Source organism: Solibacillus sp. FSL R7-0668, assembly GCF_038006205.1.
Classification (GTDB): Bacteria; Bacillota; Bacilli; order Bacillales_A; family Planococcaceae; genus Solibacillus.
In genome coordinates this window covers 2,957,512-2,983,130 of record NZ_JBBOUU010000001.1, presented here as the reverse complement: position 1 = coordinate 2,983,130, position 25,619 = coordinate 2,957,512, and the positions used below count along the sequence as shown (strand labels likewise).

The following is a 25,619-nucleotide window of genomic DNA, read 5'->3' as shown; positions in this document are numbered from 1 at the left end:
ATGATTAAATCGTATTGAAGGAGGGGTTTTCATGAACAAATTTTCATTTTATAATCCAGTAAAAATTCACTTCGGTAAGGGTAGTATTGATTATTTGCGCAAAGAGCTACCGCAGTATGGGAAAAATATTTTAATGGTCTATGGTGGAGGAAGCATTAAGGCAAACGGTGTGTATGATGACATCATGGCGATTTTAAATGACTTAAATTGTCATGTATTTGAATTAGCGGGTGTTGAGCCGAATCCGCGTGTTGAAACGGCACGAAAAGGAATCGCGATTTGTAAAGAGCATCAGATTGATCTTGTACTTGCTGTTGGTGGTGGTTCTGTCATTGACTGTGCGAAGCTTATTGTAGCTGGGGCAAAGGTAGAGGAGGACGCATGGGATATCGTTTTGAAAAAGGTATTGCCTAAGGAGGGGCTCCCATTGGCAACGGTATTAACATTAGCCGCAACTGCATCTGAAATGAACTCGGGCTCGGTTATTACCAATTTAGAAACGAAAGAAAAGTTCAGTTGGGGTAGCCCCGTCTGTTTCCCTAAATTCTCAATTTTAGACCCTGCTTATACATTTACTGTACCTACAAATCAAACGGTAAATGGGATTGTGGATACGATGTCACATATTTTTGAACAATATTTTAACAACGCATCTAACACGCCCATTACAGATGAAATGAGTGAAGGCATTTTACGTACTTTAATCGATGTTGCGCCAAAAGCTTTAAAGGATCCTACTAATTATGACTACCGCGAAACGTTAATGCTTGCCGGTACACTTGGATTAAACGGATTTTTATCACTTGGTTCGCGCGGAGACTGGGCAACGCATAATATTGAGCATGCGGTGTCAGCATACTATGACATTGCACATGCAGGTGGTTTGGCAATCCTATTCCCCAACTGGATGAAGCATAATGTGCATGTCAATCCGGCACGCTTTGCAAAGATTGCGACCAATGTTTTTGGCATCGACCCATCTGGCAAAACAGATGAGCAACTAGCGCTGGAAGGCATTGAGGCATTATCGGCATTTTGGACGTCAATTGGTGCACCAAATCGCCTAGCAGACTACAATATTGATGCAGCCTATTTTGATGAAATTGTTGGGCACTGTATGGTCAATGGTCCATTCGGTAACTTTAATAAGCTCCAAGCATCGGATGTACGAGCAATTTTAGACATGTCACTATAAGCTAAAGGGCTATCCAGTCAAATACTGGATAGCCCTTCTGTATTATTATATGGAATCTTTTAAATCATTCCTTTTTGTTCTTCAGCCTTCATCGCCGTGTGTAGCCATCTACGTTCCCCATCATCCTCGTCAAAGGCCATTGTCACTTTCGTAACGCCTTTTTGATTTAAAAGTAAATCCGTGAGATGATCTCGTACGTCATCTAAATAGGCGAGCGATAAACTCGGATCTGTTTCCGCTACAAGCTCAACATGTAAAAACTCACCTTCTTTAATGACTTCTAAACGAGCGATATCTTTAATATTTGGATCTTCCATTACTAGGTTGCCGATGTGGACGAGCATTTCCTCATCTGTTTCTCCAATTGCGCCACGGGCATTATCTAAAAACACACGACCGACTACGTAAAACATCATTAGGCCGATAATCATCGACACAAGCCCCTCTAAACGATAAAAACCAGTAAAGTGAGCAATGACAATCGCTATAAATGCGAGCACATTACCGGATGTTGCAACTAAATCCTCCATCCAAACAAGCTTTGTCGCAGGTTTTGCACGGTTTAAATAAGCTGCTGACTGAATAATGGCAACCCCTTTTGATTCAACGCCAACTTCATGTAACACTTCTTTTGCTGCCTTATGCAAAACAGTGAATTCTAATAGAATCCCGACTGTAAGTACCCCTAAAGCAATCCATATGCCAGATGATTCAGTTGCTGGATGTAGGAAATGATGCCACCCTTCTTTAATGGTCTCGTAGGAAAGTATGGCAACAATTAATACAGCCCCTAAGCAAACGAGGTTAACAATTCGTCCGTAACCGTTTGGAAATCGCTGTGTCGGTGCTTTTTTCGATAAAGCTGAGCCAATAAATACGAAAAATTGGTTCGCTGCATCACCGAATGAGTGCATCATTTCTGCAAACATTGCAACATTTCCAGTGAAGAAAAACGCCACGCCCTTAAGGACACCTAAAAAAGTATTTACAAGTGCAGCTAAAAAGGAAGGGCGATTCCCACCTTTTAATAAGCTAAATAGTTCTCCCATAGACAATTCGCCTCCGTTAATCTAAGTATTCGATTTTAATATTTGTTACAAATGGCAATTCGCGAAGTCGGTTATAAAGTACGAGTGTATGATTTGCCTCTACTGTTGAAAATCGCATATCAATTTCATGTAAAAGCTTTTCATTTGTGGGTATGTCGCGAATGCAAATATTTTCAATATACATCCCATGCAATTTCATATAATCGATTAGCTCTTGGATATTCTCTGCTAGTTCCGTAATCACAACGAGTTTTACTTCGCGCATACGTAATCGTTTAGGGCCAAATCGCATCAGAAGTGGCGCAATGACTTCGATTCCGATAACAACGATAACAACGGTAATAAAGGCTTGAATATAAAAACCAGCCCCTACAGCAATACCAATGGCAGCCGCTCCCCAAATCATCGCAGCGGTAGTAAGCCCTGTAATGCTATCATTACCCTTCCGCAAAATAACACCCGCACCTAAAAATCCGATACCACTAACAATTTGTGCAGCTAAACGTAAAGGGTCCATTGTAATATTAATATCTGGACGCGCCGGTGTTGAATAAGCCGTTTCAATTGAAATAATTGTTAATAAGCAACTAAATGTTGCGATGACCATGCTCGTTTTTAATCCAACCGGCTTCTTTTTTAATTCCCTCTCAATTCCAATAATTAAACTTAGTGTTGCTGCAATCAATAATTTCAACAAAATTTCGAGTGTAAATTGATCTGCGGTTAACCATTCCATGAAGTCCATCTCCTTTTATGTATATATCGAGATTCGAACTCACGGGTGAAAAATCCTTTATTTTTTATAGTTTTCTATTATTGGAACGGGTAAAATAAGTATTCGTGGAAAAAACAAATCACTAGAAAGTAGGGGCGTTATTTGACTAAACCACCCATTCATCCATATATTCCAATCTTTATTGGCGTTATTTCTGTTTCCCTTTCTGCGATTTTTGTAAAACTGGCCAATGCCGACGCAGGAGTTATTGCATTTTATCGCATGTTCTTTTCGGTATTAATCATGCTACCCTGGTTTTTAATGAATTATCGCCATGAAGTAAAAACGCTATCAAAGAGAGATTGGCTATTTTCAGCAATTGCCGGCGTATTTTTGGCATTCCACTTTATATTGTGGTTTGAATCATTGAACTATACATCTGTTGCCAGTTCAACGGTTCTTGTAACGATGCAACCGTTATTTGCATTTATCGGTACGTATTTAATTTTTAAAGAAAAGATTACATTGAAAACCATTGTTGCGGGTATGATTGCCATTCTAGGGAGTGTCCTCATCAGCTGGGGCGATTTTCAAATCAGTGGTTCGGCTTTATACGGAGACGTATTAGCATTGGTTGCATGTGCACTTGTGACGGGCTATCTATTATTTGGACAAGATGTTCGTAAGCGATTGTCTCTAGTGACATATACAATGGTTGTTTATTCTATTAGTACGATTACATTATTCTTTTATATTATTGCTAAGGGTGAATCATTTGGTCCTTATCCAGCAATGGAATGGTTTTGGTTTATTTTACTAGCCATTATCCCCAATTTATTGGGACATAATTTATTCAATTGGTCATTGAAGTGGGTTAGTACTAATGTTATTTCAATCGCGATATTATTTGAACCAGTTGGCGCGGCAATTTTAGCTATTTTTATTTTTGAAGAATATTTATCAGCAACACAAATTATTGGTGGTCTAATTGTTTTAGCTGGAATTTTGCTGTTTGCATTAGATTTGAAAAAGTTTTTTATTAAAAAAGCTTGATTTTAGTTATCCTTTTGAGGTATATTAGTACTTGTCTTCAAAAGGATGGCTGTTGTGAAAAATATTTTGAAATAGTTATTGACTTTGAGAACATGGTAATGTATACTAGTAAAGTCGCTTATGAAGCGGTGAAACTTAAAGGGGAAATGTTATTGACATAATAATTAATTGGATGATAACATAGAGAAGTTCCTTTTTATAACATGAACCTTGAAAACTGAACAAGCAACGTTAATGAATACAGCTTCTTAAATGGAGCAAAAATGATTTCTAACATAACGGTTAGAATCGCTAGCAAAGCAAATGAGCTTTCAAACTACTTTTATGGAGAGTTTGATCCTGGCTCAGGACGAACGCTGGCGGCGTGCCTAATACATGCAAGTCGAGCGAATGAATAGAGAAGCTTGCTTCTCTATGATTTAGCGGCGGACGGGTGAGTAACACGTGGGTAACCTGCCCTATAGACTGGGATAACTTCGGGAAACCGGAGCTAATACCGGATAATACTTTGAACCACATGGTTTAAAGTTGAAAGATGGTTTTGCTATCACTATAGGATGGACCCGCGGCGCATTAGCTAGTTGGTGAGGTAACGGCTCACCAAGGCAACGATGCGTAGCCGACCTGAGAGGGTGATCGGCCACACTGGGACTGAGACACGGCCCAGACTCCTACGGGAGGCAGCAGTAGGGAATCTTCCACAATGGACGAAAGTCTGATGGAGCAACGCCGCGTGAGTGAAGAAGGATTTCGGTTCGTAAAACTCTGTTGCAAGGGAAGAACAAGTAGCGTAGTAACTGGCGCTACCTTGACGGTACCTTGTTAGAAAGCCACGGCTAACTACGTGCCAGCAGCCGCGGTAATACGTAGGTGGCAAGCGTTGTCCGGAATTATTGGGCGTAAAGCGCGCGCAGGTGGTTCCTTAAGTCTGATGTGAAAGCCCCCGGCTCAACCGGGGAGGGTCATTGGAAACTGGGGAACTTGAGTGCAGAAGAGGATAGTGGAATTCCAAGTGTAGCGGTGAAATGCGTAGAGATTTGGAGGAACACCAGTGGCGAAGGCGACTGTCTGGTCTGTAACTGACACTGAGGCGCGAAAGCGTGGGGAGCAAACAGGATTAGATACCCTGGTAGTCCACGCCGTAAACGATGAGTGCTAAGTGTTGGGGGGTTTCCGCCCCTCAGTGCTGCAGCTAACGCATTAAGCACTCCGCCTGGGGAGTACGGTCGCAAGACTGAAACTCAAAGGAATTGACGGGGGCCCGCACAAGCGGTGGAGCATGTGGTTTAATTCGAAGCAACGCGAAGAACCTTACCAGGTCTTGACATCCCATTGACCACTGTAGAGATACAGTTTTCCCTTCGGGGACAACGGTGACAGGTGGTGCATGGTTGTCGTCAGCTCGTGTCGTGAGATGTTGGGTTAAGTCCCGCAACGAGCGCAACCCTTGTTCTTAGTTGCCATCATTTAGTTGGGCACTCTAAGGAGACTGCCGGTGATAAACCGGAGGAAGGTGGGGATGACGTCAAATCATCATGCCCCTTATGACCTGGGCTACACACGTGCTACAATGGACGGTACAAACGGTTGCCAACCCGCGAGGGGGAGCTAATCCGATAAAACCGTTCTCAGTTCGGATTGTAGGCTGCAACTCGCCTACATGAAGCCGGAATCGCTAGTAATCGCGGATCAGCATGCCGCGGTGAATACGTTCCCGGGCCTTGTACACACCGCCCGTCACACCACGAGAGTTTGTAACACCCGAAGTCGGTGAGGTAACCTTTTGGAGCCAGCCGCCGAAGGTGGGATAGATGATTGGGGTGAAGTCGTAACAAGGTAGCCGTATCGGAAGGTGCGGCTGGATCACCTCCTTTCTAAGGATATATTCGGAAACCTTCTCTTGGAGAAGGGGCTCATTAACGTTTGCTGTTCAGTTTTGAAGGTTCATTCTTAGTTGAATGAAATACTTCAAAACTTTGTTCTTTGAAAACTGGATAAAACGACATTGATAAGTAATAAACAAACATAGATCAAGAAATTGATCGTGCAATATCCTTAAAATCTTACTTTTTAAGTAAGTTTAACTTTTGGTTAAGTTAATAAGGGCGCACGGTGGATGCCTTGGCACTAGGAGTCGATGAAGGACGGCACTAACACCGATATGCCTCGGGGAGCTGTAAGTAAGCTTTGATCCGGGGATTTCCGAATGGGGGAACCCACTATCTTTAATCGGATAGTATCTACACGTGAATACATAGCGTGATGAGGACAGACGCAGGGAACTGAAACATCTAAGTACCTGCAGGAACAGAAAGAAAATTCGATTCCCTGAGTAGCGGCGAGCGAAACGGGAAGAGCCCAAACCAAAGAGCTTGCTCTTTGGGGTTGTAGGACACTCTATACGGAGTTACAAAAGAATGATTTAGGCGAAGCGACTTGGAAAGGTCCGCAAGAGAAGGTAACAGCCCTGTAGCCAAAAAGTCATTCCCTCCAGAGTGGATCCTGAGTACGGCGGAACACGTGAAATTCCGTCGGAATCCGGGAGGACCATCTCCCAAGGCTAAATACTACCTAGTGACCGATAGTGAACCAGTACCGTGAGGGAAAGGTGAAAAGCACCCCGGAAGGGGAGTGAAATAGAACCTGAAACCGTGTGCCTACAAGTAGTTAGAGCCCGTTAATGGGTGATAGCGTGCCTTTTGTAGAATGAACCGGCGAGTTACGATTACGTGCGAGGTTAAGTTGAGAAGACGGAGCCGCAGCGAAAGCGAGTCTGAATAGGGCGAATTAGTATGTAGTCGTAGACCCGAAACCAGGTGATCTACCCATGTCCAGGATGAAGGTGAGGTAACACTTACTGGAGGTCCGAACCCACGTACGTTGAAAAGTGCGGGGATGAGGTGTGGGTAGCGGAGAAATTCCAATCGAACTTGGAGATAGCTGGTTCTCTCCGAAATAGCTTTAGGGCTAGCCTCGTGATGAAGAATACCGGAGGTAGAGCACTGTTTGGACTAGGGGGGCATCTCGCTTTACCGAATTCAGACAAACTCCGAATGCCGGATATTTATACACGGGAGTCAGACTGCGAGTGATAAGATCCGTAGTCAAGAGGGAAACAGCCCAGACCACCAGCTAAGGTCCCAAAGTAATCGTTAAGTGGAAAAGGATGTGGCGTTGCTTAGACAACCAGGATGTTGGCTTAGAAGCAGCCATCATTTAAAGAGTGCGTAATAGCTCACTGGTCGAGTGACGCTGCGCCGAAAATGTATCGGGGCTAAACGATTCACCGAAGCTGTGGATGCATACCGTTGGTATGCGTGGTAGGAGAGCGTTCTAAGGGCGTTGAAGTCAGACCGGAAGGACTGGTGGAGCGCTTAGAAGTGAGAATGCCGGTATGAGTAGCGAAACATGGGTGAGAATCCCATGCACCGTATGACTAAGGTTTCCTGAGGAAGGCTCGTCCGCTCAGGGTTAGTCGGGACCTAAGCCGAGGCCGATAGGCGTAGGCGATGGACAACAGGTTGATATTCCTGTACTACCTCCCCACCGTTTGAGAAATGGGGGGACGCAGTAGGGTAGGGTAAGCAGAGCGTTGGTTGTCTCTGTTCAAGCAGTAAGGTGTGTGCGTAGGCAAATCCGCGTACTGTAACATTGAGCTGTGATGACGACTCCGTATGGAGGAAGTTCCTGATCTCACACTGCCAAGAAAAGCCTCTATCGAGGTGGGAGGTACCCGTACCGCAAACCGACACAGGTAGTCGAGGAGAGAATCCTAAGGTGTGCGAGAGAACTCTCGTTAAGGAACTCGGCAAAATGACCCCGTAACTTCGGGAGAAGGGGTGCTCTTGAGCGTGCAAGCGCACGAGAGCCGCAGTGAATAGGCCCAGGCGACTGTTTAGCAAAAACACAGGTCTCTGCAAAACCGTAAGGTGACGTATAGGGGCTGACGCCTGCCCGGTGCTGGAAGGTTAAGAGGAGTGGTTAGCGCAAGCGAAGCTGCGAATTGAAGCCCCAGTAAACGGCGGCCGTAACTATAACGGTCCTAAGGTAGCGAAATTCCTTGTCGGGTAAGTTCCGACCCGCACGAAAGGCGTAACGATCTGGGCACTGTCTCAACGAGAGACTCGGTGAAATTATAGTACCTGTGAAGATGCAGGTTACCCGCGACAGGACGGAAAGACCCCGTGGAGCTTTACTGTAGCTTGATATTGAATTTTGGTACAACTTGTACAGGATAGGTAGGAGCCAGAGATCTCGGAGCGCCAGCTTCGAAGGAGGCGTCGGTGGGATACTACCCTGGTTGTATTGAACTTCTAACCCATGCCCCTTAGCGGGGTAGGAGACAGTGTCAGGCGGACAGTTTGACTGGGGCGGTCGCCTCCTAAAAGGTAACGGAGGCGCCCAAAGGTTCCCTCAGAATGGTTGGAAATCATTCGCAGAGTGTAAAGGCATAAGGGAGCTTGACTGCGAGACCTACAAGTCGAGCAGGGTCGAAAGACGGGCTTAGTGATCCGGTGGTTCCGCATGGAAGGGCCATCGCTCAACGGATAAAAGCTACCCCGGGGATAACAGGCTTATCTCCCCCAAGAGTCCACATCGACGGGGAGGTTTGGCACCTCGATGTCGGCTCATCGCATCCTGGGGCTGTAGTCGGTCCCAAGGGTTGGGCTGTTCGCCCATTAAAGCGGTACGCGAGCTGGGTTCAGAACGTCGTGAGACAGTTCGGTCCCTATCCGTCGTGGGCGTAGGAAATTTGAGAGGAGCTGTCCTTAGTACGAGAGGACCGGGATGGACACACCGCTGGTGTACCAGTTGTCTTGCCAAAGGCATCGCTGGGTAGCTATGTGTGGACGGGATAAGTGCTGAAAGCATCTAAGCATGAAGCCCCCCTCAAGATGAGATTTCCCATTACGCAAGTAAGTAAGACCCCTGAAAGACGATCAGGTAGATAGGTTCGAGGTGGAAGTGTGGCGACACATGTAGCTGACGAATACTAATCGGTCGAGGACTTAACCACATGTTTACGAACATCAATGAAACGTTTATCCAGTTTTGAAAGAATGAATCTTTCAACTTAATCTAGTGATGATGGCAAAGAGGTCACACCCGTTCCCATACCGAACACGGAAGTTAAGCTCTTTAGCGCCGATGGTAGTTGGGGGTTTCCCCCTGTGAGAGTAGGACATCGCTAGGTTATTACCCAGGAGGATTAGCTCAGCTGGGAGAGCACCTGCCTTACAAGCAGGGGGTCGGCGGTTCGAGCCCGTCATCCTCCACCATATCTAAAATGCCGGTGTAGCTCAGTTGGTAGAGCAACTGACTTGTAATCAGTAGGTCGAGGGTTCGACTCCTTTCGCCGGCACCATTTTAGAGAGCCATTAGCTCAGTCGGTAGAGCATCTGACTTTTAATCAGAGGGTCGAAGGTTCGAGTCCTTCATGGCTCACCAGTAATTTGCTTTAGCGGGTGTGGCGGAATTGGCAGACGCACTAGACTTAGGATCTAGCGCCTAACGGCGTGGGGGTTCGACTCCCTTCACCCGCACCATTAAATTTTATAACTGTCAGAGTAAAAATATCTTATGCATTTTGCGGAAGTAGTTCAGTGGTAGAACACCACCTTGCCAAGGTGGGGGTCGCGAGTTCGAACCTCGTCTTCCGCTCCAAAATGCCGGGGTGGCGGAACTGGCAGACGCACAGGACTTAAAATCCTGCGGTGAGTGATCACCGTGCCGGTTCGATTCCGGCCCTCGGCACCATTTAAATTAACTAAGTATAGCGCGCCCGTAGCTCAATTGGATAGAGCGTCTGACTACGGATCAGAAGGTTATGGGTTCGACTCCTGTCGGGCGCGCCAGATTATCGGAATGTAGCTCAGCTTGGTAGAGCACTTGGTTTGGGACCAAGGGGTCGTAGGTTCGAATCCTGTCATTCCGACCATTATAATGGGGCCTTAGCTCAGCTGGGAGAGCGCCTGCCTTGCACGCAGGAGGTCAGCGGTTCGATCCCGCTAGGCTCCACCATAATAAATAACCAAAATAAAGATCCTGGCTACCTAGCTCAGCTGGCTAGAGCATTCGGTTCATACCCGAAAGGTCGTGGGTTCGACTCCCTCGGTAGCCATCTTAAGGACCTTTAGCTCAGTTGGTTAGAGCAGACGGCTCATAACCGTCCGGTCACAGGTTCGAGTCCTGTAAGGTCCACCAGTAAACATATAAACATCTCGGAGGTATACCCAAGTTCGGCTGAAGGGATCGGTCTTGAAAACCGACAGGCGGGTAACACCGCGCGGGGGTTCGAATCCCTCTACCTCCTCCATTTTAATAAAATGGATAAGTTTATATAGCCTCGAAGTGGAACAAATAGCTAAAAGTAATAGTATTATCGCGGGGTGGAGCAGTGGTAGCTCGTCGGGCTCATAACCCGAAGGTCACAGGTTCAAGTCCTGTCCCCGCAACCAAAAGGTCCCGTGGTGTAGCGGTTAACATGCCTGCCTGTCACGCAGGAGATCGCCGGTTCGATCCCGGTCGGGACCGCCATTTTTTTGTGGGTTTGTAGCTCAGTTGGTAGAGCATTAGATTGAAGCTCTAAGTGTCGGCGGTTCGATTCCGTCCAAACCCACCATATGCGGGTGTAGTTTAGTGGTAAAACCTCAGCCTTCCAAGCTGATGTTGTCGGTTCGATTCCGATCACCCGCTCCAGTTTTATAAAAAAGAGGGCCTATAGCTCAGCTGGTTAGAGCGCACGCCTGATAAGCGTGAGGTCGATGGTTCGAGTCCATTTAGGCCCACCATATAAATTATTCCGAAGTAGCTCAGTTGGTAGAGCATCCGGCTGTTAACCGGCAGGTCGCAGGTTCGAGTCCTGCCTTCGGAGCCATATGTATTTATGGGGACATACTCAAGAGGCTGAAGAGGCGCCCCTGCTAAGGGTGTAGGTCGGGTAACCGGCGCGAGGGTTCAAATCCCTCTGTCTCCGCCATAGGCCCGTTGGTCAAGCGGTTAAGACACCGCCCTTTCACGGCGGTAACACGGGTTCGAATCCCGTACGGGTCATACATAAATGAAAAGTAAAACGCTAAGCAGATTTTTCTTGCTTAGCGTTTTTTATATTGAAAAAATGATAACAAGTCGTATTGCGGCTAATTTCTACAAATTACCGAGAAAATCATCTTAAATTGTTAGGTAGAAAATATTATTATCTATTTTTAAATCAATGAAAGGAAGCTGGAGAGAGGCTATTATCACCTGATTTTGAACGATTATCGGCTTCTCTGTCGTGTAAAGTTCTAGTCGAGTGATTTGCTTAAAATTGTCTGCAAAAGTTGTTTTTATAGGCTGTGAAATTGTATAGGGCGTGATTCCATTTAATATTTTGATGAAATTAAAATGGATGGCTTCGCTATTGTGTATTGTAATATTCATTGGGTCAAAGGCTACAGCTGTTAAAGTACCAGTAATAACAAGTTTATATCCAATCGATTGGTCAAATTGTTCAAAGTCAGATTGCTTTAAATCACTAACTTTTTGAATAATCATTTTTGATAATTGGTTGTAACTTGGTAGCGATATATTGGATTGTACATTTGGAAAAAAGGATTCGAAAAAATCGAATAAGCTATATTCTGATTGGATAAATTGCTGATGCCAATCTGTTGCATAGCGATCAAGAAGTAAGCACATAGCAAGACCAGTACTGTAACAACTTTTACGGATATGTAAATGGCTTTCGAAAGCGTCAGTTAGAATGTATAAACTTTTTTCAATATACTGTTCGTATTTGTCTGCTGCAATGTCCTGGAATGCCTTATTTTCGATATAATATGCAGGACCTTCAATTGTTTCAATGGCAGCTTCATAGATTGTTTCTTGAGGAAATAGTGTGATTCGGACCTTTCTAAGGGCGATGAAGTCATATAGAGCAGCAAGCTGGTCAAATTGCAATGCTTTGTATAATGCCTTTTGTTCTTCAATACGTAATGAAATATTATTTTCACATAATAAATAATCTAAGCCTATTAATTCGTCAGGAAAGCGTGTTTCACCATAAGAATATTGATAGCCATGAAATAATTCGTGGATAAGCACAGCATACATATCTTCAAATGTAGAAAATAGCTGTTCATCGACGATTGCGGTTGGATATTGATCGAATAAAATAAGCGTACAGGCGTTAAATTGGTCTGTTTTAGTTATTGTAATATAGTTATCTCCGTTACAGCGTGGATGATTAAATAATGTAACCTCCAGTTCGTTATAAATGGCATAGGCTACAGGTTTAAAATTTGGCCAGAAATTATGTAGGCGTGCTGTGGAGACATATTGCTGAATTGTAGATGGAATGGCAGTCATTAAATTACTCCTTTTCAAATAGGTTTTATAACGATATACTTTTGTTCAATAATAACTGACTTTTTGAAAATTATAACAAATATAGCTTTTGAAAAATAGAGGAGGTATAGCGATGTGCGCAGTTTTTGAATGTAAGGCTAAAAAAGTATATCCTATTATTTATCCAATACGGTACGGACAAATGAATAATATTAATTGTTATCTATATGAACATCAGAATAAGCTGACATTGATAGATGCGGGGATTGATTCAGCTGAATATCAGATTTTTTTTGAAGAACAGCTTGCTACATATGGTTTAAACATAATGGATATCGAACAAATCATTTTGACCCATCATCATGTTGATCATATTGGTATGGTTAATAAAATTATTGAGAAAAAACAAATTCCGGTATTTGCGCATCCTCTTGCATTAGAGCGATTAGCATTGACACCAGCGTATCAAAAGACCAAAATCCAATTTTATCAGGAGCTGTATGAACGTTACGGTTGTGCTGAAGTGATGGCGTCACGTATAGAGAAAATGCAGCAAACATTACATAATGATGGCGGCCTACGCATCCAGTCTGTGATTGAGCCAATACAAGCAAATGATTATGTTGGAGAGTTAAAGGCTTTGGAAACGCCAGGGCACTCATTGGATTCGATATCTCTCTATGATGAAGAATGTGGTTGGTTATTTACGGGAGATTTCATGATTGAAAAGGGAACGACAAATGCATTAATTGATTTTGATTCCGAAAAATCATTACTTCCAACTGTCTTACAGCAACGTCAATCTATTGAGCAATGCCAAAAATATTCGGTATCAACAGTATTTGCAGGACATGAAGCCGTATTTGATCAATTTGCTGAAGTGGCACAATTGAATATTGAGAAAATTGATTATAAAGTGCAGCGGATTGTGAAACAGATTGATAAAGGTAATGAGACAGTCTTGAAACTGGCGAGTGCTCTTTATGGAGATTTACTACATAAGATACCAACGCTTATCTTATCAGAAGTCATTGGCTATGTTTATTTTGCTGAAATTTTAGGGTTTGTGGAAAGCGTACAGCGTGACGGACAAATAACATTTCGAAGCGTTTGAATTTGTGTTAATGTGATAATTATAAATTAATTAGAGAAAACTATATGTTTAAACAAAGGTTATTATCTACTGTTAAATGGAGGTCAGCAAGTCGTAAGCAGCTGTTTATTTTAGCTGATTACTAGTAGTTTTTGTTGTTTTCTTACTAGGAAAATGTTGAAATAAAAGGGCTTTAAAGGATAAGTGTACAATAGCAATTATTTTTTTAGGCGTCTAGGAAAATACGCCAATTTTGCACATCAGTAGGTTATACGGTCAAAAAGTAGGAAGAATACATAATTGTAAATTGAAACTAAAAAGGGGGTTTTAGTCTTCTTACAGACAGTTAAATAGTTAATGATAGAAATTTCTTTTATAAAAATGCAAAACAACTGTTGAAAAAAATGGGTATTCATATTAAAATTTCGTTATGCCAAGAAATCGTTTTCATTGGCTTATAAGGTTGTTTAATGGGAAACTTTGAAATAAATATAATTTATAAAAAAGATTTCAAAAAAACATTGCATTTTTTTATGAATACTGATATTATAAATCTTGTCCTTAAGTGAAAGGGCAGTTACGAAATGTAACAATATTACCCAGGAGGATTAGCTCAGCTGGGAGAGCACCTGCCTTACAAGCAGGGGGTCGGCGGTTCGAGCCCGTCATCCTCCACCATATCTAAAATGCCGGTGTAGCTCAGTTGGTAGAGCAACTGACTTGTAATCAGTAGGTCGAGGGTTCGACTCCTTTCGCCGGCACCATTTTTAGAGAGCCATTAGCTCAGTCGGTAGAGCATCTGACTTTTAATCAGAGGGTCGAAGGTTCGAGTCCTTCATGGCTCACCAGTAATTTGCTTTAGCGGGTGTGGCGGAATTGGCAGACGCACTAGACTTAGGATCTAGCGCCGCAAGGCGTGGGGGTTCGACTCCCTTCACCCGCACCATATAATTTCATAACTGTCAGATAAAAAATATCTTAAGCATTTTGCGGAAGTAGTTCAGTGGTAGAACACCACCTTGCCAAGGTGGGGGTCGCGAGTTCGAACCTCGTCTTCCGCTCCAAAATGCCGGGGTGGCGGAACTGGCAGACGCACAGGACTTAAAATCCTGCGGTGAGTGATCACCGTGCCGGTTCGATTCCGGCCCTCGGCACCATTTTTCAAAAAAAACGTTATAGCGCCCGTAGCTCAATTGGATAGAGCGTCTGACTACGGATCAGAAGGTTGTGGGTTCGACTCCTGCCGGGCGCGCCAGATTATCGGAATGTAGCTCAGCTTGGTAGAGCACTTGGTTTGGGACCAAGGGGTCGTAGGTTCGAATCCTGTCATTCCGACCATTATAATGGGGCCTTAGCTCAGCTGGGAGAGCGCCTGCCTTGCACGCAGGAGGTCAGCGGTTCGATCCCGCTAGGCTCCACCATAATAAATAACCAAAATAAAGATCCTGGCTACCTAGCTCAGCTGGCTAGAGCATTCGGTTCATACCCGAAAGGTCGTGGGTTCGACTCCCTCGGTAGCCATCTTAAGGACCTTTAGCTCAGTTGGTTAGAGCAGACGGCTCATAACCGTCCGGTCACAGGTTCGAGTCCTGTAAGGTCCACCAGTAAACATATAAACATCTCGGAGGTATACCCAAGTTCGGCTGAAGGGATCGGTCTTGAAAACCGACAGGCGGGTAACACCGCGCGGGGGTTCGAATCCCTCTACCTCCTCCATTTTAATTAAATAGTATTATCGCGGGGTGGAGCAAATCGCTAAACGAAGATAGCGATTAGCAGCAGCTTCAAAGAAGTGGCTGCCAACCAATTAAAACGTGAGGATACAATAAGACAAAGTGATATTATTATCGCGGGGTGGAGCAGTGGTAGCTCGTCGGGCTCATAACCCGAAGGTCACAGGTTCAAGTCCTGTCCCCGCAACCAAAAGGTCCCGTGGTGTAGCGGTTAACATGCCTGCCTGTCACGCAGGAGATCGCCGGTTCGATCCCGGTCGGGACCGCCATTTTTTTGTGGGTTTGTAGCTCAGTTGGTAGAGCATTAGATTGAAGCTCTAAGTGTCGGCGGTTCGATTCCGTCCAAACCCACCATATGCGGGTGTAGTTTAGTGGTAAAACCTCAGCCTTCCAAGCTGATGTTGTCGGTTCGATTCCGATCACCCGCTCCAGTTTTATAAAAAAGAGGGCCTATAGCTCAGCTGGTTAGAGCGCACGCCTGATAAGCGTGAGGTCGATGGTTCGAGTCCATTTAGGCCCACCATATAAATTATTCCGAAGTAGCTCAGTTGGTAGAGCATCCGGCTGTTAACCGGCAGGTCGCAGGTTCGAGTCCTGCCTTCGGAGCCATATGTATTTATGGGGACATACTCAAGAGGCTGAAGAGGCGCCCCTGCTAAGGGTGTAGGTCGGGTAACCGGCGCGAGGGTTCAAATCCCTCTGTCTCCGCCATAGGCCCGTTGGTCAAGCGGTTAAGACACCGCCCTTTCACGGCGGTAACACGGGTTCGAATCCCGTACGGGTCATACATAATTGAAAAATAAAACGCTAAGCAGATTTTTTTTGCTTAGCGTTTTTTAATACTCATAATAATAGAGGCGGTGATAGGCATGATAGAACGCTTGGCAATTTTTGATGAGCATTATCATAAAATTGGTGAGGCAATTCGAGATGAAGTACATGCTAAGGGCTATTGGCATGAAGTGTTTCATTGCTAGATAATAGAAAAAATAGCAGATGAGTGGAAGATCTATTTACAATTGCGTAGTAAGTTGAAAAAGGATTATCCCAATCAATTTGATATAACAGCAGCAGGGTATTTATTGGCGACAGAAACGGTTTTAGATGGTGTAAGAGAGCTGTATGAGGAATTGGGAATAAATATAGCTTTTGAAGAGCTAAAAGCGTTAGGGTGTCATTCCTTATACGATACATAATGAAAAAATTAAAGATTATGAGTTTGCGCATGTGTTTATTTATGAAATAACAAATGGATTGGATACATTTCAAATTCAAAGAGAAGAATTAGATGGCATATATTATATGAAATTGATGGATCTTTTTAATATAGCAAAAGATACCAATAAAAGTGCATTGGTGACAGGCTATTATTATCAGGGGGATGAAAAAGTGAGTGATAGTCAGGAAATTAGCTTAGCTGATATGCAGGCACTTCCTCAAGATTATTTGAAACCATTTATTGAAAAGCTTCAAACATTGTTAAAATAAAGAGCACAGACATGAAATAGCCAACTTCATGTCTGTGCTTTTATTAGTTAATCGGGATGGCGATTGTATCGTTTGGGTATGGCAAATAAGAAATGTATGTAACGGCCATGAAGTACCTGCATAATATTCTGCATAGCTACGCTTGATATGGAGGTTTCGGTATGATAGGCTATCAAGCCAGCTAAGCTTCCTGCTTGGATTCATTAGCTGAATTCATACCGATAGAGGCTCCATGTCAAGCGACGTGAGTAATGAAATAAAATACAGGAATTTGTATATCCTAAATGGCCCTAACCTACATAAGTTGATGGCCAAATCCATCGTTTTGTTGTTCGAGGAAGTACATATTTTAATAATTAATGTACTTGCTACATCTAGTGGTATCAAATAGCAATGGGCGCGTATGATTTTCATCACTATGATGGAAAACTTTCGTTGTTCGGAGCTGATTGTAACTTGCGTCGAATCAACATTATTTAAAACGTTTATAATCTTTAATTCTTTTGGTCCAACCATCGCTTCTGGAATTGAAGCAAAAGGAACGGTTAAATTCAATCTTCTATATGTGAGAGAATGAACCGACTAAAAAAGTTCAAAAAAGTTTTTATTTCGTATTGACCTTCACGTTACGTTACACTTTATAGTACTACGTAGAGGTGATGACATGCTTATTAATGAGTTAGTGAAACTATCGGGTGTGAGTGCACGCACGCTTCGATACTATGATGAAATTGGTTTGTTAAAGCCTTCAGTGGTGGAGCAAAATGGCTATCGTCAGTACAATCAATCGGATATTGATCGCTTACAGCAAATTTTGTTTTATCGCGAGCTTGATTTTAAGTTAGAGCAAATCAAGGGGCTGCTTGAGGATGAGAGCTTTGATGTGAAAGCAGCGCTTATCAATCAGCAGGCGCTACTGGAGCAAAAGAGAAATTATTTAGATGGTCTACTTGAAACAATTGAAAAAACAATCCAATCGATGGAAGGGGAAGTATCAATGTCAAACGAACAAAAATTTGAAGCATTTAAAAATAAACTAATTGAAGACAATGAGCAAGCGTACGGGCAAGAAATTCGTGAAAAATATGGGGAGGAAATGGCGAATGCAAGCAATCAGAAATTGAAGCAAATGACTGAAGCTCAATATGAAGCCAATCAACAGCTGGAACAGCAATTATTTGCTCGTTTAAAGGAAGCGTTGGCAAGCGGGGATGCCTCAACGGAAATTGCAATGGAGGTTGCGGAACTGCATAAGCGCTGGTTAAGCTTTCACTGGGCAAAATATACGAAAGAAGCACATGCTGGTTTAGCGCAAATGTATATTTACGATGAGCGATTTATCGATTATTATGACAGCCGAGTTGGGCAAGGGGCAACGCAATTTTTAGCTGATGCCATTGCAGTTTATGCAAAACTATAAGATTATAAAAAAAGCTGTTCAAGGCGTAATAAACGACGCCCCGAACAGCTTTTATTAATAAAATAAATACGAAGCTAATAGTCCAATTGCTAATAGGAAACCAAATATCGTATTTGTTTGCGCCGTGTATTTCATGGCAGGCATAACTTCTAATGGTTTTTCCTTCGCGCGGAATAGTTTGACCGCTTCAATAGGCTTCTTCGCACTTAGAAATACGAGTAATGCCCATGGTGTTAAGTCGCCAATGACAACTAAGCCGATAATCCATACATAAGAAACAATAAAGAACGCCGCTAAAATCGTGACGGCATTACGACGTCCAACTAAAATAGCCATTGTTTTGCGCCCGCCTTCTGTATCGCCTAAGATGTCACGAATATTATTCGATAGCATAATCGCCCCGACTAAAATCATACTAGGTACTGAAATAAGGACCGCCTCTAGTGTGACATCTCTTGTTTGAATGAAAAAGGCAATTAGCACAATCCCCATGCCCATCACTGCCCCGGAAACAAGCTCGCCAAACGGAGAATATGCAATTGGGTAAGGACCACCTGTATATAAAAAGCCAATGAGCATACATACAAGCCCAACTACAACTAACCACCAAGAAGTCATGGCACAAATATAAAAACCAAGTAGCATGGCAAGGAAGTAAAAGGTTAAGGCAATGCCCATAATCGTTTTTGGTGCGACGCCGTGACGAACAATTGTCCCGCCAATACCAACGGAGTGTTCGTTGTCTAGGCCAAGCTTATAGTCATAGTATTCATTAAACATATTCGTTGCTGCCTGAATGAGCATACTTGCAAGGAGCATGGCGAAAAATAGCCCGAAATTAATCGTTTCATAATTGACTGCAAGAGCAATCGCTGTACCTAAAAGTACAGGAACAAAAGAGGCAGTTAATGTATGGGGACGCGTTAAATGCCACCAAACTTTAAAGCCTTTGTCCGCTTCAATGACCTTTGTCATAGTAAAAACTCTCCTAACTTCAAATCAATCTTTCATCATTGTATCGAAAAAGAAACAAAAAGAACAGAGTGAAGCGTGAATACATGTAACGTTTGTACGAAAAATGGTATGATAGGAAAGGTATTATTTATAGAACGAACGCAAATAAAGTGAGCAAATAGTTAAAAAATTTAATGTGTTTTTGAAATAAAAAACGCAACTTGCATCATACTAGTGAATTTGCAACATGACGGAGGGAATTTTCATGCAACACAAGTGGTACAATGCCACTGAAATCGAAGTAGGCTCGAATTCAAAGCAGATTTTTTATATGGAAACAATCGAAGTTAGTCGCTTATCGGCACTGGCATTTTTTGCTGCAGGCGAGGCGAAGTATAAAGGGCAACGAAACTTTTGGCAAAACCGTGAGAAAACTTTCACATTAGTCGGTTTAGGACATGCCTATATAATTGAAAATAATGAAGGTACCAAGCGTTTTGAGCAGGTGGAAAACGAGTGGAAACAGTTAACAAGTCAAATTGTGCAAGAAGACCAGCATCTGCAACCAATATTGTTTGGTGGTTTTACATTTGACCCACAAAACGAAGTAGCGGGGGAATGGGCGAATTTTCCTCAAAGCTATTTTACAGTGGCAACGCATCAATTAGTGATTCGCAATGACCAAGTATTTGTGACAATCAATCTTATTACAAATGAAGCCAATAGTGCACAAACATTTGAAACATTACGTAAAGAGCGTGATGAATTAATTCATGCTGCGCAAGTGAAGGAAGTCAAAACTTATGCGAAGCCAACAATGATCAATTACGCAGAACCCTTTAAAGAAGAATATTTACAATCAATCGATCAGGTGACGACATTAATTAAAGCTAATGAGGCGCAAAAGGTAGTGATTGCGCGTTCTTTAGCATTACAATTTGAGGAAGCGATTACATCTCCACAAATTTTATCGCATGTGGCACATGAGCAGCCAGAAAGTTACTTATTTGGCTTAGAGCATGAGGAGATGCTATTTTACGGAGCATCGCCAGAACGTCTAGTAAAGGTAAATAACGGACGTGCGTTCTCATCCTGTGTGGCGGGCTCCATTAAGCGCGGACAAACAGCCGAGCAAGATGAAGCATTAGGGAATAGCCTACTAAACGATGCGAAAAACCGTGGGGAGCATCATTATGTAGTAGAAATGATTACCGATACATTTGAAGAAAATTGTCGTGACGTCAAAATTCCGAATGGGCCGAAGCTCTTAAAAATCCGAGATATTCAGCATTTATATACACCGGTAGAAGGACAACTCAATGCCGGCGCAACGATTTTACAGCTTGTGAAGCATTTACATCCAACACCAGCACTTGGGGGCGTACCACGGGAAGCAGCTATGCAAATGATTCGCCAATACGAGCCGATGAACCGTGGACTCTATGCAGCACCGATTGGTTGGTTAGACGCAGATGGCAACGGGGAGTTCGCAGTGGCGATTCGCTCTGCAGCACTTGTACAAGACAAAGCTTATTTATATGCGGGTGGTGGCATTGTTGCTGACTCCAAGCCACAGTCAGAATACGAAGAAACGCTCGTGAAATTTAGACCGATGCTACGAGCGCTAGGGGGACAATTGCATGAATGAACGTGAAGTGCTATCCAATTATGTGTACCAAATTGTCGCGTCACTTGTTGCATCAGGTGTTGAGCAAGTAGTTGTGAGCCCAGGTTCGCGCTCAACGCCGCTTGCCTATGCTTTTGCTTCAACGAAAGAGCTGACTTTGCACCGTCAAATCGATGAACGTGCAGCTGGCTTTTATGCGTTAGGTTTAGCAAAGGCGACAGCAAAACCAGTAGTGCTGTTATGTACATCTGGAACAGCCGCAGCCAACTACTATCCAGCCATTGTCGAAGCGAAGTATGCGCGTGTACCGCTCATTGTATTAACAGCAGATCGTCCACATGAGTTACGTGAAGTGGGCGCACCGCAAACGATTAATCAAGTGCGTCTATATGGTCAACACGTTAAATGGTCGGCGGAGTTCCCAATTCCAGACGAGGCACCACAAACAATTCCATATATTGAGCGCCATACAGCACGCGCGGTTACGATTGCTATGACAGCGCCATTTGGGCCGGTGCATCTCAATATTCCGTTCCGTGAGCCATTAGTCATTGATTTTAAAACTAAATTACCGCGCGCAAGCTTCGTTAAAAGCTTCACAAATGACTTAGTGCCTTCTAAGCAAACGATTGCGGAATTGACAGCCATTATTGAGCAAACAAAAAACGGGATGATTGTAGTTGGTGAGCTCCCTTTAGGAACAGATACAACTACATTATGGAATTTTGTGCGCGAGCTGAAATGGCCAGTGATGATTGAAAGCTTGTCGAATTTACGTACTGAAGTACCGGAAGATTGCCAAGTGTTTGCCATCACTACCTATGACGCCTTAATGAAAAACGAGCGCTTTAAACGCAATGTACGTCCACAAACCGTTATTCGATTTGGTGCACAGCCAGTATCGAAGTTTTTAATGCAGTTTATTGCACAAGCCAATCCGCTGCATTACATCATTATCGATGAAGACCCGATGTTCCGTGATTCAACGCATAGCTCGACGCATTTCATCCATGCATTACCAGGTGCGTGGTTAAGTGAAATCGAATTAGACCACGTTGCAACAGAGCTTGCCTATATTGAATTTTGGAAAACGGCGGATTTACTCGCGGCAGATGTTATTGCTAAATATGGGCAAACAGCAGGTGATGAAGGAGCTTATGTTCAATTGATGCTAGAAAGCTTAGTTGAAGGCTCGGATATTTTTGTGAGCAGCAGTATGCCGATTCGTGATATTGATACGTTTTTACCTGTGATGAATCAGGATATCCAAGTGTTTGCCAATCGTGGTGCAAATGGAATTGACGGGGTGACGTCAACCGCTCTTGGCTTTAGTAATGGGCGAGGGAATCGTCAAACGTATTTATTAATTGGTGATTTAGCATTTTTACATGATGCCAATGCGTTTATCGCAAGTCGTTACCAGCAATGTGATGTAACAGTCGTTGTATTAAATAATGATGGTGGCGGTATTTTTTCATATTTACCTCAGGCAAAGGTCGAGGCGCATTATGAAGAGTTATTCGGTACTCCGACAGCGTTAACATTTGAGCAAGTCGCTTCCATGTATGAGATGGAATATGTGAAAGTGACATCAAAGGAGCAATTTGCTGCAGCGATCACTTCAGAAAAACAGCAAGCGTTAAAGCTAATTGAAGTATTTACAAATCGCGAGGAAAATGTGAAAGAGCATCGTGCATTATGGACGCGTATTAACGAGGTGATTGAGCAATGGCTCGATATGCTGTAAACGGACTTGATGTATTTGTCGAGGAGGTAAATCCACAGGGGACAAAAACACTTGTCCTATTGCACGGCTTTACCGGCAGTACAAAAACGTGGCAGCATGTTGTCCAGGCTTTACCGACCACTGTGCGCTGTATTATGGTCGATTTAATCGGGCATGGGGAAACGTCTGCGCCTGAAGATATCGAAGCGTATGCAATGGATTTTCAGGTGGATCTATTGCATGGTCTATTTCAACAGTTACATGCGCAAAAATTTACATTGCTCGGCTATTCCATGGGCGGACGTGTGGCGCTAAGCTATGCAGTGAAGCACCCGCAAAATCTAGAGCATTTACTATTAGAAAGTGCCTCACCGGGATTACAGCACGTACAAGAGCGCGCGGCACGCAAACAAGCGGATGATCAATTAGCTGAGAAAATCCTACATAATGGCATTGAATCATTTGTTGAGAAGTGGGAGAACATTCCGTTATTTGCCTCGCAAAAGCGACTGAATGAGGCTGTGCAGCAAGAAATTCGCAACGAGCGCTTGAGTCAGCGAGAAATCGGCTTAGCAAATAGCCTGCGCGGCATGGGCACAGGTGTCATGCCGAATCTTTGGGATGATTTAGCTAAATTGCCAATAGCTGTAACCTTGCTTACAGGAGAGCTGGATCAAAAGTTTGTTGCGCTGAATGAAAAGATGCAAAACTTACTGATTCATGCACAACATCTCATAATTCCGGCAGTTGGACACGCAATTCATGTGGAAAATCCGCTAAAGTTTGCTACAATAGTAGAGGAAATGATTTAACTTTTGTTCATAAAAACTTAAGTTAATACTAAATAATTGCTTATACTAAGCATATTGACAAATAGGAGGAACTATCGATGACAAAGCAACGTCTATGGACAACTTTACATACTTACGAAGATATTAAGTATGAGTTCTATAACGGGATCGCAAAAATTACGATTAACCGTCCAGAAGTTCGCAACGCATTCCGTCCAAAAACAACAGCGGAAATGATCGACGCATTCACACGTGCACGTGACGATGAGCGCGTTGGTACAATTATTTTAACAGGTGAAGGCGAGCATGCATTCTGCTCAGGCGGCGACCAAAAAGTTCGCGGTAACGGTGGTTATGTAGGCGACGACAATATTCCTCGTTTAAACGTATTAGATTTACAAACATTAATCCGTAAAATTCCTAAGCCAGTCGTAGCAATGGTTGCAGGTTATGCAATCGGTGGCGGCCACGTATTACATGTAGTATGTGACTTAACAATTGCTGCTGACAATGCACGCTTCGGACAAACTGGACCAAAAGTTGGTTCATTCGACGCTGGTTACGGTTCTGGCTACTTAGCTCGTATCGTAGGTCACAAAAAAGCGCGTGAAATCTGGTACTTATGCCGTCAATACGATGCGCAGCAAGCACTTGAAATGGGCTTAGTTAACACAGTTGTTCCTTACGCAGAGTTAGAAGATGAAACAGTAAAATGGTGTGAAGAGATGCTACAAATGTCTCCAACTGCTTTACGTTTCTTAAAAGCTGCTATGAACGCAGATACAGACGGCTTAGCGGGTATCCAACAGCTAGCTGGTGACGCGACGCTTCTTTACTACACAACAGATGAAGCAAAAGAAGGTCGTGACGCATTCAAGGAAAAACGTCAACCTGACTTCGGTCAATTCCCACGTTTCCCTTGATTCGTTTGTGATTTTCGGAAAAAGAGCATACTTAGGTGTGCTCTTTTTTTAGTGATTGAAGGAGGAATTATCATGCAGCCAAACTGGATTAAACAGCGAGCATATTTAACACCAAATCGCATTGCGGTTAGTTTTCATGAGGAGCAGTGGACGTTTCAGGAGCTCTACGAAAAATCGGTTATTCTCGCGTACAAACTACATGCATGTCATTTAACAAAAGGAAAACGTGTGGCTATTTTAGCGCCGTCCACACCGAAGCTGATTGAATTGCTCTATGCCTGTATGCAAGCACAGTGCGAGATGGTATTACTAAATGGGCGTTTATCAAAGCAGGAGCTGAGCTATCAAGTTGCGGATGCAGAGGTGGATGGCATTTTAGTAGCGGACTCGGAGCTTGAAAAATTCGAATCAAATGAGCAGCTAATTTCATTTTCAACACTCCATAAAATAGAGCCACAACCCTTTGAAATTGCATCAGAATGGCATGATGATTTTGCGTTGACGATTATGTATACATCCGGTACTACAGGTTTTCCGAAAGGGGTATGTCAGACGGTTGGGAATCATAGTGCGAGTGCGGTTAGCTCGGCATTAAATTTAGGCTTGACGGAACAGGATGCTTGGTTATGCACCGTACCGATTTTTCATATAAGTGGTTTTTCGATCATTGTTCGTTCTTTACTATATGGCATGAAAATACGTTTATATGAAAAATTCGATGCACAAGCTTGTGCACAAGAAATTGCCAATGGTTCTGTAACGAAAATGTCAGTAGTAGCCGTAACGCTCGAACATATTTTATCAGAAATGGAACGTACCAATGTAACAGCACATCCAAATTTTACAACGATGCTCGCGGGTGGCGGCCCTGTACCTGCAGCATATTTACAGCGTGCGCAATCGCTACGTCTATGTGTGGCTCAAACCTATGGAATGACTGAAACATCCTCGCAAACCTCAACATTAGCGAGTGAAGATGCGTTTTTGAAGATGGGTTCTGCAGGCAAGCCATTATTTTTTAATCAAATAATCATTGATGCCCCGAATAAAGAGGGAATTGGTGAAATTTTAGTGCGCGGCCCACATGTTACGCCGCGATATGTCGGAAAGTTCAAAGATCAACCGACTACTCAAGACGACTGGCTTCATACGGGGGATATGGGGTACTTGGATGAACAGGGATTTTTGTATGTGGTGGATCGTCGCAGTGATTTAATCATTTCTGGTGGGGAGAATATTTATCCAGCAGAGATCGAAAATATGTTATTAGCGCATGAGGCAGTGAAAGAAGCAGGCGTATGTGGAGTTGAGGATGCCAAGTGGGGACAAGTGCCTGTAGCGTTTGTCGTATTGAAAGCACCTATCACGGAAAAGCAATTGCTTGATTTTTGTAAAAGGAATTTAGCGAGCTATAAAACGCCAAAAACGATTCATGTTGTTAGTGAACTTCCTAGAAATGGCTCCAACAAACTACTGAGAAGACAGTTAAACGGCTTGGAAACGCAGTAAATAATGAGAAAAGGG

At 43.4% G+C, this 25,619-nt stretch carries 15 protein-coding genes, 40 tRNA genes and 3 rRNA genes; 54 read left to right on the top strand and 4 right to left on the bottom strand.

The window, feature by feature from the left end; translation table 11 throughout:
* Positions 1 to 31: 31 nt before the first annotated feature.
* The gene (locus MKX47_RS15000; RefSeq protein ID WP_340775657.1) at positions 32 to 1,195 is read left to right on the top strand and encodes an iron-containing alcohol dehydrogenase; all 1,164 of its coding nucleotides are present in this window, start codon (positions 32 to 34) and stop codon (positions 1,193 to 1,195) included.
* 59 nt (positions 1,196 to 1,254) lie between these two features.
* Here the strand turns inward: MKX47_RS15000 and MKX47_RS14995 are convergent, their stop codons facing one another.
* The gene (locus MKX47_RS14995; RefSeq protein WP_340775654.1) at positions 1,255 to 2,244 is read right to left on the bottom strand and encodes a cation diffusion facilitator family transporter; all 990 of its coding nucleotides are present in this window, start codon (positions 2,242 to 2,244) and stop codon (positions 1,255 to 1,257) included.
* Positions 2,245 to 2,260: 16 nt separating this feature from the next.
* Complete coding sequence (locus MKX47_RS14990; RefSeq protein WP_340775650.1) at positions 2,261 to 2,980, bottom strand: MgtC/SapB family protein; 720 nt, start codon at positions 2,978 to 2,980, stop codon at positions 2,261 to 2,263.
* Between the two features lie 141 nt (positions 2,981 to 3,121).
* Between MKX47_RS14990 and MKX47_RS14985 the strand changes: the two genes are divergently transcribed.
* The 24 genes from MKX47_RS14985 (at position 3,122) to MKX47_RS14870 (ending at position 11,065) form a co-directional block, all read left to right on the top strand.
* The gene (locus tag MKX47_RS14985; RefSeq protein WP_340775647.1) at positions 3,122 to 4,012 is read left to right on the top strand and encodes a DMT family transporter; all 891 of its coding nucleotides are present in this window, start codon (positions 3,122 to 3,124) and stop codon (positions 4,010 to 4,012) included.
* Positions 4,013 to 4,333: 321 nt separating this feature from the next.
* Positions 4,334 to 5,886 (top strand): 16S ribosomal RNA (locus tag MKX47_RS14980).
* 215 nt (positions 5,887 to 6,101) lie between these two features.
* Positions 6,102 to 9,029, top strand: a 23S ribosomal RNA gene (locus MKX47_RS14975).
* Positions 9,030 to 9,090: 61 nt separating this feature from the next.
* Positions 9,091 to 9,206: ribosomal RNA gene (gene rrf / locus MKX47_RS14970) — 5S ribosomal RNA — on the top strand.
* The 16S, 23S and 5S rRNA genes sit together here with 20 tRNA genes alongside, the layout of an rRNA operon.
* Before the next feature lie 9 nt (positions 9,207 to 9,215).
* Positions 9,216 to 9,291, top strand: a tRNA-Val gene (locus MKX47_RS14965).
* Between the two features lie 10 nt (positions 9,292 to 9,301).
* Positions 9,302 to 9,377 (top strand) — tRNA-Thr (locus MKX47_RS14960).
* Between the two features lie 7 nt (positions 9,378 to 9,384).
* Positions 9,385 to 9,460, top strand: a tRNA-Lys gene (locus tag MKX47_RS14955).
* A gap of 13 nt (positions 9,461 to 9,473) precedes the next feature.
* Positions 9,474 to 9,558, top strand: a tRNA-Leu gene (locus MKX47_RS14950).
* A 43-nt stretch (positions 9,559 to 9,601) separates the two neighbouring features.
* Positions 9,602 to 9,676: transfer RNA gene (locus MKX47_RS14945), tRNA-Gly, on the top strand.
* 4 nt (positions 9,677 to 9,680) lie between these two features.
* Positions 9,681 to 9,769 (top strand) — tRNA-Leu (locus MKX47_RS14940).
* Positions 9,770 to 9,790: 21 nt separating this feature from the next.
* Positions 9,791 to 9,867, top strand: a tRNA-Arg gene (locus MKX47_RS14935).
* A 6-nt stretch (positions 9,868 to 9,873) separates the two neighbouring features.
* A tRNA-Pro gene (locus tag MKX47_RS14930) sits at positions 9,874 to 9,950 on the top strand.
* Positions 9,951 to 9,957: 7 nt separating this feature from the next.
* Positions 9,958 to 10,033 (top strand) — tRNA-Ala (locus tag MKX47_RS14925).
* Positions 10,034 to 10,059: 26 nt separating this feature from the next.
* Positions 10,060 to 10,133 (top strand) — tRNA-Met (locus MKX47_RS14920).
* A 6-nt stretch (positions 10,134 to 10,139) separates the two neighbouring features.
* Positions 10,140 to 10,216, top strand: a tRNA-Ile gene (locus MKX47_RS14915).
* A gap of 19 nt (positions 10,217 to 10,235) precedes the next feature.
* Positions 10,236 to 10,328 (top strand) — tRNA-Ser (locus tag MKX47_RS14910).
* Positions 10,329 to 10,395: 67 nt separating this feature from the next.
* Positions 10,396 to 10,470, top strand: a tRNA-Met gene (locus MKX47_RS14905).
* 3 nt (positions 10,471 to 10,473) lie between these two features.
* A tRNA-Asp gene (locus MKX47_RS14900) sits at positions 10,474 to 10,549 on the top strand.
* A gap of 9 nt (positions 10,550 to 10,558) precedes the next feature.
* Positions 10,559 to 10,634 (top strand) — tRNA-Phe (locus tag MKX47_RS14895).
* A 3-nt stretch (positions 10,635 to 10,637) separates the two neighbouring features.
* A tRNA-Gly gene (locus MKX47_RS14890) sits at positions 10,638 to 10,711 on the top strand.
* A gap of 15 nt (positions 10,712 to 10,726) precedes the next feature.
* Positions 10,727 to 10,803 (top strand) — tRNA-Ile (locus MKX47_RS14885).
* Between the two features lie 10 nt (positions 10,804 to 10,813).
* A tRNA-Asn gene (locus tag MKX47_RS14880) sits at positions 10,814 to 10,889 on the top strand.
* 11 nt (positions 10,890 to 10,900) lie between these two features.
* Positions 10,901 to 10,991: transfer RNA gene (locus tag MKX47_RS14875), tRNA-Ser, on the top strand.
* Positions 10,992 to 10,993: 2 nt separating this feature from the next.
* Positions 10,994 to 11,065: transfer RNA gene (locus tag MKX47_RS14870), tRNA-Glu, on the top strand.
* A 117-nt stretch (positions 11,066 to 11,182) separates the two neighbouring features.
* Here the strand turns inward: MKX47_RS14870 and MKX47_RS14865 are convergent.
* The gene (locus MKX47_RS14865) at positions 11,183 to 12,361 is read right to left on the bottom strand and encodes a hypothetical protein (RefSeq protein WP_340775644.1); all 1,179 of its coding nucleotides are present in this window, start codon (positions 12,359 to 12,361) and stop codon (positions 11,183 to 11,185) included.
* A 112-nt stretch (positions 12,362 to 12,473) separates the two neighbouring features.
* On the opposite strand from MKX47_RS14865, the gene MKX47_RS14860 reads away from it, so the two are divergent.
* From MKX47_RS14860 to MKX47_RS14745, 24 genes are all read left to right on the top strand, one after another.
* Positions 12,474 to 13,454 carry an MBL fold metallo-hydrolase gene (locus MKX47_RS14860; protein ID WP_340775642.1) on the top strand — a complete coding sequence of 327 codons (981 nt, stop codon included), beginning with the start codon at positions 12,474 to 12,476 and terminating at the stop codon, positions 13,452 to 13,454.
* Between the two features lie 581 nt (positions 13,455 to 14,035).
* Positions 14,036 to 14,111 (top strand) — tRNA-Val (locus MKX47_RS14855).
* Positions 14,112 to 14,121: 10 nt separating this feature from the next.
* Positions 14,122 to 14,197: transfer RNA gene (locus tag MKX47_RS14850), tRNA-Thr, on the top strand.
* 8 nt (positions 14,198 to 14,205) lie between these two features.
* Positions 14,206 to 14,281, top strand: a tRNA-Lys gene (locus MKX47_RS14845).
* Positions 14,282 to 14,294: 13 nt separating this feature from the next.
* Positions 14,295 to 14,379 (top strand) — tRNA-Leu (locus MKX47_RS14840).
* 43 nt (positions 14,380 to 14,422) lie between these two features.
* A tRNA-Gly gene (locus tag MKX47_RS14835) sits at positions 14,423 to 14,497 on the top strand.
* A 4-nt stretch (positions 14,498 to 14,501) separates the two neighbouring features.
* Positions 14,502 to 14,590 (top strand) — tRNA-Leu (locus tag MKX47_RS14830).
* A 21-nt stretch (positions 14,591 to 14,611) separates the two neighbouring features.
* Positions 14,612 to 14,688: transfer RNA gene (locus MKX47_RS14825), tRNA-Arg, on the top strand.
* Between the two features lie 6 nt (positions 14,689 to 14,694).
* Positions 14,695 to 14,771, top strand: a tRNA-Pro gene (locus MKX47_RS14820).
* Positions 14,772 to 14,778: 7 nt separating this feature from the next.
* Positions 14,779 to 14,854, top strand: a tRNA-Ala gene (locus MKX47_RS14815).
* Between the two features lie 26 nt (positions 14,855 to 14,880).
* Positions 14,881 to 14,954, top strand: a tRNA-Met gene (locus MKX47_RS14810).
* Positions 14,955 to 14,960: 6 nt separating this feature from the next.
* Positions 14,961 to 15,037 (top strand) — tRNA-Ile (locus MKX47_RS14805).
* A 19-nt stretch (positions 15,038 to 15,056) separates the two neighbouring features.
* Positions 15,057 to 15,149, top strand: a tRNA-Ser gene (locus MKX47_RS14800).
* Positions 15,150 to 15,281: 132 nt separating this feature from the next.
* Positions 15,282 to 15,356 (top strand) — tRNA-Met (locus MKX47_RS14795).
* A gap of 3 nt (positions 15,357 to 15,359) precedes the next feature.
* Positions 15,360 to 15,435 (top strand) — tRNA-Asp (locus tag MKX47_RS14790).
* A 9-nt stretch (positions 15,436 to 15,444) separates the two neighbouring features.
* Positions 15,445 to 15,520, top strand: a tRNA-Phe gene (locus tag MKX47_RS14785).
* Positions 15,521 to 15,523: 3 nt separating this feature from the next.
* A tRNA-Gly gene (locus tag MKX47_RS14780) sits at positions 15,524 to 15,597 on the top strand.
* A 15-nt stretch (positions 15,598 to 15,612) separates the two neighbouring features.
* Positions 15,613 to 15,689 (top strand) — tRNA-Ile (locus tag MKX47_RS14775).
* A 10-nt stretch (positions 15,690 to 15,699) separates the two neighbouring features.
* Positions 15,700 to 15,775: transfer RNA gene (locus tag MKX47_RS14770), tRNA-Asn, on the top strand.
* A gap of 11 nt (positions 15,776 to 15,786) precedes the next feature.
* Positions 15,787 to 15,877: transfer RNA gene (locus MKX47_RS14765), tRNA-Ser, on the top strand.
* 2 nt (positions 15,878 to 15,879) lie between these two features.
* Positions 15,880 to 15,951 (top strand) — tRNA-Glu (locus tag MKX47_RS14760).
* A 234-nt stretch (positions 15,952 to 16,185) separates the two neighbouring features.
* Positions 16,186 to 16,362 carry a hypothetical protein gene (locus MKX47_RS14755; protein ID WP_340775639.1) on the top strand — a complete coding sequence of 59 codons (177 nt, stop codon included), beginning with the start codon at positions 16,186 to 16,188 and terminating at the stop codon, positions 16,360 to 16,362.
* A 31-nt stretch (positions 16,363 to 16,393) separates the two neighbouring features.
* Positions 16,394 to 16,654, top strand: coding sequence for a hypothetical protein (locus MKX47_RS14750; RefSeq protein ID WP_340775636.1), 261 nt, complete (start codon positions 16,394 to 16,396; stop codon positions 16,652 to 16,654).
* 664 nt (positions 16,655 to 17,318) lie between these two features.
* Positions 17,319 to 18,074, top strand: coding sequence for a MerR family transcriptional regulator (locus MKX47_RS14745; RefSeq protein ID WP_340775634.1), 756 nt, complete (start codon positions 17,319 to 17,321; stop codon positions 18,072 to 18,074).
* 54 nt (positions 18,075 to 18,128) lie between these two features.
* Here MKX47_RS14745 and MKX47_RS14740 read toward each other — a convergent pair whose 3' ends face one another.
* A complete protein-coding gene (locus tag MKX47_RS14740; RefSeq protein WP_340775631.1) occupies positions 18,129 to 19,049 on the bottom strand; it encodes a 1,4-dihydroxy-2-naphthoate polyprenyltransferase in 921 nt (306 codons plus the stop codon).
* Between the two features lie 244 nt (positions 19,050 to 19,293).
* On the opposite strand from MKX47_RS14740, the gene MKX47_RS14735 reads away from it, so the two are divergent.
* From MKX47_RS14735 to MKX47_RS14715, 5 genes are all read left to right on the top strand, one after another.
* Positions 19,294 to 20,676: an isochorismate synthase gene (locus tag MKX47_RS14735; RefSeq protein ID WP_340775628.1), complete on the top strand. Its 1,383-nt coding sequence runs from the start codon at positions 19,294 to 19,296 to the stop codon at positions 20,674 to 20,676.
* A complete protein-coding gene (menD, locus tag MKX47_RS14730; protein WP_340775625.1) occupies positions 20,669 to 22,402 on the top strand; it encodes a 2-succinyl-5-enolpyruvyl-6-hydroxy-3-cyclohexene-1-carboxylic-acid synthase in 1,734 nt (577 codons plus the stop codon). The genes MKX47_RS14735 and menD overlap by 8 nt, the downstream gene beginning before the upstream one ends.
* Positions 22,384 to 23,193 (top strand): 2-succinyl-6-hydroxy-2,4-cyclohexadiene-1-carboxylate synthase, encoded by an 810-nt coding sequence (gene menH / locus MKX47_RS14725; protein ID WP_340775623.1) that lies wholly within the window; start codon positions 22,384 to 22,386, stop codon positions 23,191 to 23,193. Before menD ends, menH begins: the two co-directional genes overlap by 19 nt.
* 77 nt (positions 23,194 to 23,270) lie before the next feature.
* Positions 23,271 to 24,095 (top strand): 1,4-dihydroxy-2-naphthoyl-CoA synthase, encoded by an 825-nt coding sequence (gene menB, locus MKX47_RS14720; RefSeq protein ID WP_340775621.1) that lies wholly within the window; start codon positions 23,271 to 23,273, stop codon positions 24,093 to 24,095.
* Between the two features lie 72 nt (positions 24,096 to 24,167).
* On the top strand, positions 24,168 to 25,604 hold the full coding sequence (locus tag MKX47_RS14715; RefSeq protein WP_340775619.1) for an o-succinylbenzoate--CoA ligase: 1,437 nt from the start codon (positions 24,168 to 24,170) through the stop codon (positions 25,602 to 25,604).
* Positions 25,605 to 25,619: the final 15 nt, after the last annotated feature.

Bases quoted from the DNA above. Each gene is read 5' to 3' on its own strand.
- MKX47_RS15000 (WP_340775657.1), top strand. From the start codon at position 32: ATGAACAAATTTTCATTTTATAATCCAGTAAAAATTCACTTCGGTAAG.
- MKX47_RS14995 (WP_340775654.1), bottom strand. From the start codon at position 2,244: ATGGGAGAACTATTTAGCTTATTAAAAGGTGGGAATCGCCCTTCCTTT.
- MKX47_RS14990 (WP_340775650.1), bottom strand. From the start codon at position 2,980: ATGGAATGGTTAACCGCAGATCAATTTACACTCGAAATTTTGTTGAAA.
- MKX47_RS14865 (WP_340775644.1), bottom strand. From the start codon at position 12,361: ATGACTGCCATTCCATCTACAATTCAGCAATATGTCTCCACAGCACGC.
- MKX47_RS14860 (WP_340775642.1), top strand. From the start codon at position 12,474: ATGTGCGCAGTTTTTGAATGTAAGGCTAAAAAAGTATATCCTATTATT.
- MKX47_RS14745 (WP_340775634.1), top strand. From the start codon at position 17,319: ATGCTTATTAATGAGTTAGTGAAACTATCGGGTGTGAGTGCACGCACG.
- MKX47_RS14740 (WP_340775631.1), bottom strand. From the start codon at position 19,049: ATGACAAAGGTCATTGAAGCGGACAAAGGCTTTAAAGTTTGGTGGCAT.
- MKX47_RS14735 (WP_340775628.1), top strand. From the start codon at position 19,294: ATGCAACACAAGTGGTACAATGCCACTGAAATCGAAGTAGGCTCGAAT.
- menD (WP_340775625.1), top strand. From the start codon at position 20,669: ATGAATGAACGTGAAGTGCTATCCAATTATGTGTACCAAATTGTCGCG.
- menH (WP_340775623.1), top strand. From the start codon at position 22,384: ATGGCTCGATATGCTGTAAACGGACTTGATGTATTTGTCGAGGAGGTA.
- menB (WP_340775621.1), top strand. From the start codon at position 23,271: ATGACAAAGCAACGTCTATGGACAACTTTACATACTTACGAAGATATT.
- MKX47_RS14715 (WP_340775619.1), top strand. From the start codon at position 24,168: ATGCAGCCAAACTGGATTAAACAGCGAGCATATTTAACACCAAATCGC.